Origin of the sequence: Paraburkholderia sp. J10-1 (assembly GCF_905220165.1) — a bacterium.
In the GTDB taxonomy this organism is placed as follows: Bacteria; Pseudomonadota; Gammaproteobacteria; order Burkholderiales; family Burkholderiaceae; genus Paraburkholderia.
On record NZ_CAJMYW010000002.1, the window covers coordinates 1,245,096 to 1,259,578 of the forward strand.

The 14,483-nt window shown below is 65.9% G+C and carries 11 protein-coding genes; 4 read left to right on the forward strand and 7 right to left on the reverse strand.

The features are described from left to right. Positions 1–22 precede the first annotated feature (22 nt). From U5A65_RS12355 to U5A65_RS12365, 3 genes are all read right to left on the reverse strand, one after another. Positions 23–3,364, reverse strand: coding sequence for a hybrid sensor histidine kinase/response regulator (locus U5A65_RS12355; protein ID WP_321946401.1), 3,342 nt, complete (start codon positions 3,362–3,364; stop codon positions 23–25). Continuing rightward, a complete protein-coding gene (locus U5A65_RS12360) occupies positions 3,364–4,026 on the reverse strand; it encodes a response regulator transcription factor (protein WP_321916374.1) in 663 nt (220 codons plus the stop codon). Before U5A65_RS12360 ends, U5A65_RS12355 begins: the two co-directional genes overlap by 1 nt. Before the next feature lie 183 nt (positions 4,027–4,209). Continuing rightward, entirely contained in the window at positions 4,210–4,608 is a 399-nt protein-coding gene (locus U5A65_RS12365; protein ID WP_321916376.1) for a hypothetical protein, read from the reverse strand. Positions 4,609–5,053: 445 nt separating this feature from the next. Here U5A65_RS12365 and U5A65_RS12370 point away from each other — a divergent pair, with 445 nt between their 5' ends. Next, the gene (locus U5A65_RS12370) at positions 5,054–5,644 is read left to right on the forward strand and encodes a YSC84-related protein (RefSeq protein ID WP_321916377.1); all 591 of its coding nucleotides are present in this window, start codon (positions 5,054–5,056) and stop codon (positions 5,642–5,644) included. A gap of 35 nt (positions 5,645–5,679) precedes the next feature. Further along, positions 5,680–6,117: a thioesterase family protein gene (locus U5A65_RS12375; protein WP_321916379.1), complete on the forward strand. Its 438-nt coding sequence runs from the start codon at positions 5,680–5,682 to the stop codon at positions 6,115–6,117. A gap of 23 nt (positions 6,118–6,140) precedes the next feature. Here U5A65_RS12375 and surE read toward each other — a convergent pair whose 3' ends face one another. Beyond that, complete coding sequence (gene surE / locus U5A65_RS12380) at positions 6,141–6,929, reverse strand: 5'/3'-nucleotidase SurE (RefSeq protein ID WP_321916381.1); 789 nt, start codon at positions 6,927–6,929, stop codon at positions 6,141–6,143. Positions 6,930–7,103: 174 nt separating this feature from the next. On the opposite strand from surE, the gene ydiK reads away from it, so the two are divergent. Together ydiK and U5A65_RS12390 are read left to right on the forward strand one after the other, a co-directional pair. Further along, on the forward strand, positions 7,104–8,186 hold the full coding sequence (gene ydiK / locus U5A65_RS12385; protein WP_321916458.1) for an AI-2E family transporter YdiK: 1,083 nt from the start codon (positions 7,104–7,106) through the stop codon (positions 8,184–8,186). Between the two features lie 198 nt (positions 8,187–8,384). Further along, a complete protein-coding gene (locus U5A65_RS12390) occupies positions 8,385–11,075 on the forward strand; it encodes an ATP-dependent Clp protease ATP-binding subunit (RefSeq protein WP_321916383.1) in 2,691 nt (896 codons plus the stop codon). Between the two features lie 38 nt (positions 11,076–11,113). Here the strand turns inward: U5A65_RS12390 and U5A65_RS12395 are convergent, their stop codons facing one another. The 3 genes from U5A65_RS12395 to U5A65_RS12405 form a co-directional block, all read right to left on the reverse strand. Further along, complete coding sequence (locus U5A65_RS12395; protein ID WP_321933289.1) at positions 11,114–12,349, reverse strand: type II toxin-antitoxin system HipA family toxin; 1,236 nt, start codon at positions 12,347–12,349, stop codon at positions 11,114–11,116. Further along, positions 12,346–12,633: a helix-turn-helix domain-containing protein gene (locus U5A65_RS12400; RefSeq protein WP_321933287.1), complete on the reverse strand. Its 288-nt coding sequence runs from the start codon at positions 12,631–12,633 to the stop codon at positions 12,346–12,348. Before U5A65_RS12400 ends, U5A65_RS12395 begins: the two co-directional genes overlap by 4 nt. Before the next feature lie 204 nt (positions 12,634–12,837). Next, entirely contained in the window at positions 12,838–14,475 is a 1,638-nt protein-coding gene (locus U5A65_RS12405; protein ID WP_321946402.1) for an AMP-binding protein, read from the reverse strand. Positions 14,476–14,483: the final 8 nt, after the last annotated feature.

Sequence of the window (14,483 nt, forward strand, 5' to 3'; positions counted from 1 at the left end):
CGCGACGCGAATCCTTTGGCGGTCACACGGCGTCGCGGTGCGCCGCGAGCGCGCGCATGGCTTCGAGTTCCTCCACGACGGCCGCCGACAGCTCGCTCACGTCGCCGGTCCATTCGCCTGCATCGCGCAGCGTTGCGCGCAATTCAAGGCAGGCTTCGTTGAGCATCGAGGGGCCCAGCACCGCAAGGCCGCCCGACACGCGGTGCGCCCACTCGCGCAGGCGATTGAAATCGCGCTGCTGCGCGATGTGGGCGTACTCGGCGATGTCGCGGTCGGCCTGCTCGATGAAGAGGTCGGCGAACGCCGGAGCGAGTGTCGGGAAGCGAGGCGGCTCTTCGTCTTCAGGTACTTCGGTATCCTCTTCGGCTGCATGGCTGGGTCGTCCAGTTCCTGCTGCGGCCTCGTTGGCGCGGCTTCGCTCTGACACGGTGGCCAGCACGCGCGCGAGTTCCGCGAGCGCGAGCGGCTTGGTGAGGTAATCGGTGAAGCCCAGCGCGCGCCCTTGGGTAATCTGCTCGGGCAGCGCGTCGGCGCTCAGCGCGTAGACCGGCAGCGAAGGGAACTTCGCGCGCGTCGCCTTGAGCAGCGCGCTGCCGTTCATGCCCGGCATGTTCAGGTCGGTCAGCACGAGATCCACTTGATGCTCGCCCAGCCGCACCAGAGCTTCCTCGCCATCTTTCGCTTCAACCACGCTTGCGCCGAGCGTGCGCAGCTGGTCGCGCAGCAGGCCGCGATTGAGCAGGTTGTCTTCGGCGATCAGAACATTCAGGGTTGCGAAGCGTTCACTGTTGGCGGGGCTGGGGCGCGGCGTCTCAACGGCTGCCGCCTCAGCCGCCGCCGCGCCGCGCCCCAGCAACTGTGTCGCCGCGCGGATGCCGCTCAAACTGTACAGGCTCACTTCGACAGCGCCGTCGGCGAGTTCGAGAGGCACGAGTGGGCCGTCCTGGCGCAGCCACACGATTTTCATGCCGGCGGGCCGGAGCCGCGCAACATCGTCACGCGAGAACTCGTCGGTCACGAGCACATAGTCGAACGTGCCCTCGCGCTGCGGTTCGTCGAGGCTCAGGAAGGTTGGCGTGCTCACACGCGCATCGAACAGATTGGCGAGCCATTCGTGGTTTTCGGGCGCACGGCACAAGATGGCGGGATGCGCTTCGGGCAGCGTCCATGCTTCGCCTGCCGTGGCCTGGCCCTCGGGGTGCAACGGCAGCGTGACCGTGACGCGCGTGCCCACGCCGAGCGCGCTGTCGAGCGCGATGCGTCCGTGCATCAACTCGGTCAGGCGCGCGCAGATGGAAAGCCCGAGCCCGGTGCCACGCGCCTGCGTGAGCTTGTGGGCGTCGCCCTGCGTGAAGGGCTGGAACAGGAGCGGTTTGAGGTCTTCGGCAATGCCGCCGCCGGAGTCGCTCACGCTGATCTCCAGGGCGCTTTCGCGCCAGTGCGCCCGCAGCACGATCTTGCCGGAGCGCGTGAACTTGAACGCGTTGCTGAGCAGGTTGTTGACGATCTGCGCGAGCCGCATGGCGTCGAAGTGAAGCTGAGCCGGAATGGTGCGGTCCATCACGAGATAGAACGGCAAACGCTGACGCACGGCGAGCGGGGCGTGGGCGAGCGCGATACGCACGAGCAGTCCTGCAATCGACCCGGCTTCTTCGACCAGCTTCATCTGGCCGACATCGATCTTCGAAAAGTCGAGCACGTCGCTCACGATCTGCAGCAGTTCGGCCGCGGAAATCTGCATGGCCTGCACGCGCGCGCCTTGTTCCGGCGCGAGCGGACCGCGCGCCATCAACTCAATATTGCCGACGAGCGAGCCGAGCGGCGTGCGGATCTCGTGGCTCATCGCCGCAAAGAAGCTGACTTTCGCGCGCGCGGCTTCGTCGCTCAGGCGCTTCGCTTCGCGCAGCAGCCGCTCGACTTCATAGTGCTTGGACATGTCGGCGACTGCGCAGAACATCACGTCTTCGCGGTTCATGGTGGCGGGCGCGTAGGTGATGGCGAGATGCAGGCCCTCTCCATCGGGGCGCTCGAGCGAGTAAGGCAACTCGTACATCGGCGTCTTTTCAATGTGACTCGCGGCTTCTGGCCACGGCGAGTGCTTCTCGAATTCCGCGCACAGGGCGCTCGGCAGACGCGTGGCATGCTCGTCGAGTCCTAGCACGTTGCGCACGATCTGATTCGCCACGACGATCTCGAAGTTGCTGCGCCTGACGATGCACAGGCCAACCGGCGTGGCGTGAACGAGCAAATGGTTGAGCAGCTCGCCTTCTAGCGCGCGGGTGGCTTCGTCGTAGTTGCGCGTGAGCACGCGGCGATTCCAGTAGCGCGAGAGCGCGAAGAGCATGGCGATGAGTGCCGCCGTGAGCGCGAGAACAATCAGGGCGGGCGTGCGGATCAGCGTGAAGAAGTCGCGCCACGAGAGGGCCACGGTGTAGTGCCCGAAGGCATGCGCGAGCGGCGGCTCGCGCCATACGTAGCCGAAGCGCGGCAGGACGTGGAAGGTGCTGCGCGGCAGTGGCGCGACGATCCGGTCGAGATACTGTGCCGCAGCGGGTGTCAGCGGGCCGGTGAGTACGTCGCCGTCCACGTTGAACAGCGTGGCGGCAATCAAGGGGGGAGCGCCTGCGGGCGTGCGGTTGAGCGTATCGACATCCACGCTCGTGATGACGAACGCGTAGGGCTTGCCGTCCCTTAGCACCGGCAGCGCACCGAGTGCGAGATTGGGAGCAAAACCGAGTGTCGTCGGCGGCCGGAACCAGACGACTTTTACCGCGCGGGCCAGGGCGGTGACATCCTGCCCGCGCGCCGCGATGCGCAGGAGCACCGTGTCGGCCAGCAGGCGCGTGGCGTCGCCCGAAGGCAACTGGAAACCCTTCGGCGCGATGTCGTGCCCGTACGCGGCACTGCCGTCGACCTTCAACAATATGACCGGGACGACTGGCGCAACGGTCGTGGCGGCTGCCACGAAGCGATCGCAGGCCGCACTCAGATCCGATGCGTCATCCATGCCGTTGCTGAACACCGGGGAGCAGTGCTGCATTGCTGTGGCGTTCGTGGGCTGGGCGAGTGTGGACGAGTCTGCGCTCACAAGGAGAACCGCCGCGCTTCCGAGTATCGTGACCTGCCGTTCGAGCCGCGCGTTGGCGTTCGCACTCAAGGCGATCGCCTCTAGCGCCTGCACGCGCAGCGCGGCGAACCCCAGGCTGCCGATCGCGACGGCCGCCATGCACAGCGCCGCGAAGATCAGCAGGCCTGTGAGCATTGCGAAGACGCGTCTTTCCCGCTTCAGGTTGCGCTCGAGCGCCCTGAGCGCTTCATAAGGCGAGGCCTGCGTGAAAGCGTCCCTGCGGGAGGCGCGTGGCATTACGCGAATCCGTGTTCGCCGGCGTAACGAATCAGATCGGCATTCGATTCGAGGTGGAGCTTGCGCATGGCCGCGCGTTTTTGGGTGGCGACGGTGGTGACCGAGCGGTTCAAGCGCTTCGAGATTTCGGTGACGCTCAGGCCGAGCGCGAAGAGCCTCACCACTTCGAGTTCACGCGGCGACAGCGGCTGGTTGCGCTGAAATTCGCCGACGGTCGAGCCTTCTTTCGCAAGGCGTTCGGCAATGCGCGCGGAAAGCGCCGTGCCCGGTTCCGCGAGCGCGCGCCGGCAGACTTCGCCGAGCGCGGGAATCGGCTCATCCTTGCCGATGAGTCCGGCCACGCCGAGCTGCGCAAGCTGGTGCAGGATGCCGCCGTTGGTGACCATCGTGAACACGATCACGGGCGTATCGGGATAGAGCCGCCGCAAGCGGCTGACGAGCCGCAGGCCGTCTTCATCTTCGACGTCGCCCTGCATCGAGAAGTCGGTGATGATCAGCTCGCACTCGGTGTCGCGCAAGGCGTCGATGAGTCCCGCGCCGGTGGCGGCTTTCGCGACTACCCTGAAGCCCGGCGTGGTGTTGAGATAATCGCTGATCGCCGTCAGCACGACGGGATGGTCGTCGGCCACCACGATCCGCACATCTTGCGTTGCTTTCGTCATGGTCGTGAGCGTGTCGCCTGAAATCGGATGAGCCGGAGGGCGAGACATGCAGAGCCGGATTTAGCGCGCGCGTTGCTCTGTCATGGTTTTGGCCATTATAAGTCAGGGATTACTTATGGTTGTCGGAGTTTGCCTGACCGTGAAGTCGGGCGTGGCCGCGCAGTTCGCCGCTCAATTCACCGCTCAGTGGGTCTCTTTGCTTGCGCTGCCTGAGTGGCAATGTGCGTGAAAGCACGACACCGTGAACCGCGTGCGAGCGCCATCGGTCCCGGCGCAGTGCTGGCTGCACGTGCGCGTGGTCATCTGCACGAAACGCTGCGGCATCGGGCGGGCCGTGCCGCGGGAAACGGCGGCGCGTGTGGTCGCCGGTTGGGGCGGGGCGACGTGCAGGGCGCTGGCCGCATAGAAGACCAGCGCGCAGATGCCCATGGCCCCCGCGAGCGCGCCGGCCGCGGCCAGCAGCCAGAAGGCGCCGACCGGCGCCCGGCAGAGCAGGAACAGCATGGCGACGAAGCCCACATACAGCGGCGGCAGCAGATAGACGCCGGCGCCGCTCAGGCGGTCGCAGGCACGCGTGAGCATTGGGGTGCGCGGTTGTGGCGATCGATCTGGCGTGGTGGGGAGCATGGCGAGACTCTTTGTGATCAGGCCGGGCGCCGCTGCATGGGGAATCGCAACTTGCGCCCTGGTATGTCCACAATTTAGCGACGCGGCCGCCCTGCCGATATCGAACGGATTCGAAAAGCCCGACGATGTTGCGTTGCATCGAAACGCCTGCGGTTGAGCATTTCCTTACATCTCTGTGCGAACTCGATGCCCGCTGCATGGTCCTATACCCCCAAGGATGAGCGGTCATGGCCGCCGCAGCCGGCCGGGCGCCCGGGAGATCGGGTGTCCACGCACCGGATTGCGGGTTTGCCCCGGCGGCGGCCATGCGCGCTATCCTGTAGCGCTTTGCGCGCGGCACGTATATCCACGATCGGGCCGGCGCGGACATTCGAAGTCCCATTTGCACAGGAACCCTCTCATGCGCCGACGTCAATTTCTTCTCAGCTCCAGTGCCGCTCTCGCCGCCAGCGGCCTTGCGCTTGCCGGTTGCACGACAACGCCGCCGGGCTCGCAGAGCAGCGCAGCGCAGAACACCGCGAAGCGCAATTCGATCGACGCGGGCGTCGACGCCACGCTCACGCGCCTCTACAACACGGTGAGCGGGTCGCAGGAACTGATTTCGAAGTCGAGCGGCGTGCTCGTCTTTCCGCAGGTGCTGTCGGCAGGCTTCTGGATCGGCGGGCAATACGGCACCGGCGCGCTGCGCGTGGATGGCCGCACGACGGGCTACTACAGCACCATTGCGGGTTCGTTCGGTCTGCAGATCGGCGCGCAGTCCAAGGCCATCATCTTCGCGTTCATGAACCCGGTCGCGCTCAACGATTTCACGAGCAGCCAGGGCTGGTCGGCCGGCGCGGACGCCACGGTTGCGCTCGTCACGGTAGGCGCGAACGGCAACGTCGATACCTCGACCGCCACGAGCCCCGTGGAGGCGTTCGTGCTGACCAACGCAGGCCTCATGGCCGGGGTGTCGCTGGAAGGCGTGAAAGTGTCGCGGCTCGTGATTTGACGCTGCGGCGAGCAGGCATGACAGGAGACCCACGCATGGCGACGCCCACGTACCGCCGCAAACACAAGATTCACTTCTCGGAGTGCGATCCCGCCGGTATCGTGTTCTATCCGCAGTATTTCGTGCTCTTCAACGATCTCGTCGAGTCGTGGATCGACGAGTTGCTGCCGCAAGAGGGTTATCACGGTGTGATCGGCGCTCGCCGCGTGGGCATGCCGACCGTGCGGCTCGAAGTGGATTTCAAGGCGGTGAGCAAGATGGGCGACGAGGTCTGGCTTTCGCTCGACGTCGAGCGTCTCGGCGGGGCGTCGCTCACGCTCGCGTGGGCGTGCACGGGCGTGGACGGCGTGCTGCGCATGGCGGCGCGCCAGACCATCGTGACGACCTCGCTCGACACCCACAAGTCGATTGGCATTCCTGAGGACATGCGCGACGCCATCGCGCGGGCGATGGAGTCCGCCGCGCGCGCATGATCGTCACGATGATCGAGCCATGTTCAGGCGGCAGCGCCGAGCGCCGCCTGCAACGTGACAAAGGTTTTTTCGTCGGTGCGCTCGAAATGCAGCGGCGTGACTGAAACGCGGCCTGAGTTCACCACGGCCGTTTCGCTGTCGGGCCCGTTTTCGCGCGGGCCGCGATTGAAGCGCAGCCAATGGTAGTCCATGCCGCGCGGGTCGATCTGCGGCACGACGTCGATGCCTTGCACGAGCCCCACGCCCTGGCGCGTGACCGTGAGCGGTCCCGCCGCACTCGCGTCGATATCGGGGAAATTCACGTTCAGGCAGACCGGCGCATCGTGCGCGACGGCGGCGAGGCGGCGAATCACGTCCGGTGCGAGCGCGCGGGCGGTGTCCCAGCGCACCCGCTCGCGGTCGCGGAAGGTCTGGCTCAACGCGATGGACGGCAGGCCGAGCAGCAGGCCCGTCATGGCTGCGCCTACCGTGCCGGAGAACATCGTCTCCACGCCGAGGTTGCCGCCGCGGTTGATGCCCGAGAGTACGAGCGAAGGGCGCACATCGCCCATGAGCTGGCGCACGGCCATCACCACGCAGTCGCCGGGCGTGCCGAGCACGCCGAAGCGCCGTTCGCCGTGCCGGGAGACGCGCAGCGGCGTATGCAGGCTGATCGAGTGCGAGGTGCCGCTCTGGTCGTGTTCGGGCGCGACGACCCAGACCTCGTGCGCGAGTTCGGCGGCCACGGCTTCGAGCACGGCGAGGCCGGGCGCGTCGATGCCGTCGTCGTTGGTCAGGAGCACGCAGGGCAGTTTGCTATCGGTTGCGGTCATGGCTGGCTCTTCTTCGTTGCAAGGTCGGGGAAAGGGCCATTATTCCAGAGTGCATTCCGGGCGGCAGCGCTGCGGCACTTTTAAAAGGGATTCGTAGCGTATCCGATATAGACTAGCGCGTCGGCGCCATGAGGCGCGCCCTGCTGTGAGGAGAAGTACGTGAAGCCGCAAGCCATGCCTGACCTGGCACGCATCCTGTTCGTTGTTGCCATACTCTGCGCGCTGACGACCGGCAGCCTCTACGTCATGCGCCCGTTCCTTCCGGGCCTGATCTGGGCGACGACGATCGTCGTCGCGACCTGGCCCGCCATGAGAGCGATCGAGCGGCGCTGCGGCAACCGCCGTTGGCTCGCCACCCTCGTGATGCTGCTCATTCTGCTGGTCGTGATCGTGCTGCCGCTCTATGAAGCCATCTCGACGCTCGCGTTGCACGGCGGCGAGATCATGGAGCTGATCCGCAAGCTGCCCGACTACGCGTTGACGGCGCCTCCGCAGTGGGTTAGTGACATTCCCGTGGTGGGCGGCCGCATTGCCAGCAAGTGGCAGGAGTTTTCGGACGCCGGTCCTGGCGGCCTGCTCGCGCAGCTCGAACCGTACGTTTCGATCGCAGCGCACTGGTTGATCGGGCATGCCGCATCGGTGGGCGTGTTCGTCATGCACATGTTCATCACGATCATCATCACGGGCATTCTGTACAGCAGCGGCGAGCAGGCCGCCGACTATGTCACGCGCTTCGCCATTCGCGTGGCGCCCGCTTATGGCGAGCAGGCCGTCAAGCTCGCGGGCGCTTCGGTTCGCGCGGTGGCGCTGGGCATCGTCGTGACGGCGATCCTGCAGTCGGCGCTCGGCGGCATTGGCCTGTGGGTGGCCGGGGTGCCGGGAGCGGGCGTGCTCACCGCCGTGATGCTCATGTTTTGCCTCGCGCAGATCGGCCCGACGCTGCCGCTGCTCGGCGGCGTGATCTGGCTGTTCGTGCATGACGCGCATGTTGCGGCCATCCTGCTCGCGGTGTGGTCCGTGATGGTCGCCATGCTCGACAACCTTGTGCGTCCGGTGCTGATCCGGCGCGGCGTCAATCTGTCGATGCTGCTGATTCTCTCCGGCGTGCTCGGCGGCTTGTTCGCCTTCGGGATCGTCGGGCTGTTCATCGGGCCGGTGATCCTCGCCGTTTCGTCCACCCTGCTGAGCGCATGGATACGCGACCCGGCGGCGCAAGCCCGCGATGCGGCCAACTCCTCAGCCCGCCAGGACGGTTGAGGCGGCGCAAGTCCTTTCATCGATTCGCAAACGTCTCCTTGACGACGCGCAGTTCGATTCGACGTTACGATGACGTCTGAACTTCGCTTCGGCATTCGTTAGAGCATTTATGCAGCGCTCGCGTGGGCATGCCTCGTGCCATTTCTGGTCGCGGGCGGCGCATCCGCGCGCGTTGCGCACGGCTTCCAAGGAGACGAAATGGCTCAGTTCAACTGCGATATCTGCGGCGTGCGCCCCGCGACGGTGCGGGTCGCCGTATTGCAGGACGGCAGGCGGCGTTTTCTCGATGTCTGCGACTATCACTACGCGCAACTGACACGGCATCAACGCACCTTGAGCCCGCTGGAGGCGTTGTTTCGCGCCTCGCAGCAGGCCGATGGCACAGGCGACGCCGGCGAGGCGGCGGGCGAACCCGCGCCGCAGGCGATGGAAGCCGGCGACGGCGCCATCGTCGAGCGCTATTTCAGTGACGTGGCGCGCGAATTGCTGCAGCGCGCGGCAGAGCGGGCGGTGCAGTTCGGGCGGCGCGAGGTCGACACGGAGCATCTGCTTTACGAACTCGCGGGCAACGACGCCGGCGCGGCGATCCTCAAGCGTCTGGGCATTCAGCCCGACGACGTGCGCGCGTTCATCGACGCCAATGCACAGAAGCGCGAAGGCGCGGGTGTGCCCGAAGACGGCCGCATCGGCGTCTCGCCACGCCTGAAGGGCGCGCTCGACCGCGCATTTCTTGTTTCGCGCGAACTGGGTCACAGCTACGTCGCGCCCGAGCATTTGCTCTTCGGCCTCACGCAGGTGCCGGAGAGTTTTGCGGGCCATCTGCTGGGCCGCTATGGCGTCACGCCGCAAAAGGTGCTGCAGCGGCTCGTGGAGGCCCAGGGCGACAAGCGCGAGCGGCCCGCCGCGAAAGGCCCGAGCGCGACGCCGCAGCTCGATCAATACAGCCGCGACCTCACCGCGCTCGCGAGCGAGGGCAAGCTCGACCCGGTGATCGGCCGTTCGAGCGAGATCGAGACCGTGGTGGAAGTGCTCGCGCGCCGGCGCAAGAACAACCCGGTGCTGATCGGCGAGCCGGGCGTGGGCAAGACGGCGATCGCCGAAGGCCTCGCTCAACGCATGCTCAACGGCGACGTGCCCGAATCGCTGCGCGGGCGGCGGCTCGTCGAGCTGAACGTCAACGGTCTGATTGCGGGCGCGAAATACCGCGGCGAATTCGAAGAGCGCGTGAAAGGCGTGATGGAGGAAATCGCGGCGCAGCGCGAGAGTCTCGTGCTCTTCATCGACGAAGTGCACATGATCGTCGGCGCGGGCCAGGGCGGCGGCGAAGGCGGCCTCGACATCGCCAACGTCTTCAAGCCGGCCATGGCGCGCGGCGAACTGAACCTGATCGGCGCGACGACGCTCTCGGAGTACCAGAAGTACATCGAGAAGGACGCGGCGCTCGAGCGGCGTTTTCAGCCGGTGTTCGTCTCCGAGCCGAGCGTCGATCAGACGATCAACATCCTGCGAGGTTTGCGCGACAAGCTCGAGGTGCATCACCACGTCACCATTCGCGACGACGCGCTCGTGTCGGCAGCCGAGCTGTCGGACCGCTACGTGATGGGGCGCTTCCTGCCCGACAAGGCGATCGATCTGGTCGACCAGGCGGCGGCGCGCGTGCATCTTTCGGCCACCTCGCGGCCCGCGGCGATTCTCGAGCTCGAAGCCGAACTGGCGCAGTTGCGGCGCGAGCAGGATTACGCGGCGACGCGCAAGAATTTCGAGCGGGCGCACACGCTGGACGAGCCGATCGCCGACAAGGAAAAGGCGCTCGCGCAGGCCACCAATGACTGGAAAGGCCAACTCGGCACCGTGACCTCCGACGTGACGAGCGAAGATGTCGCGGAGATCGTCTCGAAGCTCACGGGCGTGCCGGTCACGCAGCTGACCGCCGAGGAGCGCACGCGACTGCTCGAAATGGAACAGCGGCTGCATGAGCGCGTGATCGGCCAGGAGCAGGCCATCGTCGCGGTCAGCGACGCGGTGCGCCGCTCGCGCGCCGGGCTGCGGCGCGGGCGGCGGCCCACGGCGGTGTTTCTGTTCCTCGGGCCGACGGGCGTCGGCAAGACCGAGCTTGCGAAGGCGCTGGCCGAAGTGGTGTTCGGCGACGAAGACGCCATCGTGCGCATCGACATGAGCGAGTACATGGAGCGCCATGCGGTGTCGCGGCTGATCGGCTCGCCGCCGGGTTATGTCGGCTATGACGAAGGCGGCCAGTTGACCGAGAAGGTGCGCCGCCGCCCCTATTGCGTGATCCTGCTCGACGAGATCGAAAAGGCCCACTCCGACGTCTACAACGTGCTGCTGCAGGTGTTCGACGACGGGCGGCTCACCGACGGCAAGGGACGCGTGGTCGACTTCAGCAATACGGTCGTGATCGCGACGAGCAATCTTGGCTCCGACGTGGTCTCGGGGCAAAAGCGCTCGGGGCCCGGTTTCCTCTCCAGCGCCGAAGGGTCGATGCAGAGTGCCGTGATGGGCGAGCTGCGCCAGCACTTCCGGCCCGAGTTCCTGAATCGCATCGACGAAATCATCGTGTTCCAGCCGCTCAACAGCGACGAGCTGCGCTCGATCGTGCGGCTGCAGCTCGAGCAGGTCCGGCGCATGGCGCGTAGCCAGGATATCGACCTGACGTTCGACGACAGCGTGATCGATCACCTTGCATCGGAGGGATATCGGCCGGAATTCGGTGCACGCGAGTTGAAGCGCAAGATGCAGCAGGCGGTGGAGAACGAGCTGGCGAAGGAAATGCTCAAGGGCGGCGTGAAGGAGGGCGCCAAAGTCGTGTGCCGCTACGACGCCGTGGACAAACGCATGGCGTTCGCGGTGCAGGAGGCGGGCAAGAGCTGATGCGGGCGCCCGGCGCGTCGATGTCCGTGTTCGCGCGCCTAACGCACGAGCTTCGGGCGTGAGATGGGTTTCACGCCCGGCCGCTCGACGGCTCGCCGGATCCTCGCGAGCAGATCGCCCTCGTGGAATCGCGGGTCGTCTGAGAGGCGCTCGGCGACTGTGCGATAGGCGTCGTGCAGGCGCTTCATGATCTCCTCGCTTTCGGTCTGCCGCAGATCGAGGCGCCGGGCGAAGGCATGGAGTTCCGCCGGCAGCGGAAAAGTCTTGCTGCGGTTCAGGCTCAGCGCCATGCGCCCGTCGAGATCCGGATAGATGTCCGTGCAGACCACGTCGAACACCGGAGCAAGACGGCGCGGCCCGGTCGGATCGATATAGAGGATTCCCAAGTTCTTCATATGAGCATCGCCGTCGCGTAACAGGCACGAGAGAGCGATGCGCTCGAACAGGCGCCGCTTTTGCGCCGGGTCCGAACGCGTATAGATGTCCACGGCCTTCGCGATCATCTCGTAGCTGCCCTCGTACTTCGCCTTGCCGGTGAGCACGCTCATGTCTTCGAATCCGAGGGGCGTACCGTTCGCCGTGCGGTCGAAGCGCGACATCACGAAGAGCTTGCCGTCGTCGGAAAGCCAGAAGTCGGGGACTTCCAGCGCCGCCTCCTTCGCCACCGACATGCAGAAGTATTCGTTGCGCGCGAGCCCGGGAAAGTCATCGCCTTCGGCCTTCACGATCACTGTGCGCAGGGGCAGTGCCGTGTGTTCCGCGGGGCGCGAGGCGGCCTCGGCGGCGAGCGGCACAACGGCCTTTGGCTGCACGCCGGAGATGCCCGAGCCGAGCGCATAGCGGTCGATCAGGCGCTCGAACAGCCGGCCCGAGGGCGACGACAGCAATTCGTCCAGACGCTCGCCGTCGCTGTGCGGCACACGCTCGCCCGGCACGGAATAGGTGAGCCGGCCGATCTGGTTGGTGCCAGCGAGAAAGAGCAGAAACATGTCGCCTGGCGCGCCGTAGCGCGCGAGCCGCTCCTCGATGACGAAGCGCAGGTAGCCCTCTGGCCGGTTCATCGCGAAGACGCCCATCAGGTCGCCGCTCGCATAGCTCTGGCGCCGCACCGGCATGGTGAGCGACACCGCGGCCACGTCCGCGACGTCGCCGTAATTGAAGACGAAGCGGCTTTCGCGCGCGAGCAGACCGCTCGGGCCCTGCGGCGTATGGACCTCCAGACTGCGGATTTCGCGCAGGAGCCGCTCGAGGTCGAATGATGCGTCGGCGGTCATTCGTCGTCCTTGAAGATGTCGTTCAGGTCCTCGAGGATCACGGTGTCCATGGGGCGGAGCACGACTTCATAGCCGAGCGCGTTGACGAGACGGCAGAGTTCACGTATGCCGACGTTGCCTGCGTGCTCAGCGTTCGTGACGGTACGGCGGGCAACGCCCGCCTGCTCCGCCAAGGCCTGCTGGGTCAGCTTGCGCTCGCGGCGCGTCGCGCGCAGGCCTTCTGACAAGCGCTCGACGTTGGAAATCGAGAGATTTGCGGTTTTTTTGCGCATCATGGTGCGCATTATAGGTTGGGACTGGACTCTTTGCGCATAATTTTGCGCATCGAAACGGCAGCCGTCCACCAGCGAAGAATGCGCGCAATTTTGCGCAAAACTGCAATTGTCTCTCAATATGAGCAAAATAACGCACATATTGCGAGCGAGCGACAGATCAAAGATGTTAAGAAATTGACGGTTTACGTAGTATTTCTTTGGTCCAATGCCGCCTCACATCGACCGCAACGCCGAGCGCTTGAGCTTGCCGGTCTCGGTGCGCGGCAGCGCGTCGATAAACGCGATCAGGCGCGGGTACTTGTACGCCGCCACGGCGTTCTTCACGAACTCCTGCAATTCGGCAACCAGCGCGTCGCCAGCGCTGAAGCCGGGGCGCAAGACGACGAACGCCTTCACCACCTGCCCACGCACTTCGTCGGGCACGCCCGTTACGCCGCACTCGGCCACGGCAGGGTGCTGCATGAGTACCGTCTCGATTTCGGGCCCCGCGATGTTGTAGCCCGACGAAACGATCATGTCGTCGGAGCGGGCCTGATAGAACACATAGCCGTCGGCGTCGATAGAAACCGCGTCGCCGGGCAGGTTCCAGCCGCCGCGCACGAACACCGTCTGGCGTTCGTCGGCGAGGTAGCGGCAGCCGGTCGGGCCACGCACGGCGAGATTGCCCGTCACGCCGGGCGGCACAGGCTGCAGGTCGTTGTCCAGCGCCTGCACGACGTAGCCGGGCACCGCGCGGCCGATCGAGCCGGGACGCACATCGGCCCCCGCGGACGAGACGAAGATATGGATCAGTTCGGTGCCGCCAATGCCGTCGATCATCTCGATACCCGTCGCGTCGCGCCACAGGTTGCGCGTGGCCTGCGGCAGCGCCTCGCCGGCGGATACCGTCTTGCGCAGGCTGGCAAGGTCATACTGCGTGACGAGCGGCGCCATCTGCCGGTAGAACGTGGGCGCGGTGAAGGCGATCGTCGCGTGAAAGCGCTGGATCGTGTCGAGCAGCAGCGCCGGCGTGAGCTTTTCGATCAGCACGGTCGACGCGCCGGCGCGCAGCGGAAAACACAGCAGGCCGCCCAGCCCGAACGTGAACGCGAGCGGCGGCGTGCCACAGAACACGTCCTCGGCCGTGGGCTTCAGCACATAACGCGGGAACAGGTCGCACATTGCGATCACGTCGCGGTGAAAGTGCATGCAGCCCTTGGGCATGCCCGTTGTGCCGCTCGTGAAGGCGATCAGGCAGACGTCGTCGCTGGCCGTGTCGCAGGCCGTGAAGTCCGCCGGCTTGCCTGCAGCAAGCGCCTCCAGGGTGCCAGGCGAGTCGTCGTGGAAATAGCAGACCTGGTTGATGCCTTCGTAAAAGAATTCGTCGGCGGGGTCCATGCAGCGCGCGAGTTCTTCGGTGAGCCGCACGTCGCACAAAGCCGCGCAAACCTGCGCCTTGGCTGCAATCTGCTTGAGCTCCTTCGCGCGCAGCAGCGGCATGGTGGGAATCACCACGAGGCCTGCCTTGAGCGACGCGAGAAACGCCACCGCCATCTGCAGTGTGTTCGGTCCGCGCAACAGCACACGATTTCCCGGCTGCAGCCCCATGTCTTCCACCAGCACGCGCGCGCTGCGATTGACGAGCGCGAGCAACTCGGCATAGGTGGTCGCTTGCGGCTTGCCGTCGACATCCGACCAGATGGCCGGGCGCTCTCCGTGACCGGCCTCGATCGCACGGTCGAGCAACTCGACGGCGCAATTCATGCGTGCGGGGTAGGCGACGTCGGGATTGTCGAGCAGCATGTCGGGCCACTGCGACTCGGGCGGCAGATGATCGCGTGCGAACGTATCGACATGGGCGGTGGGTTGCATGGCGTCTC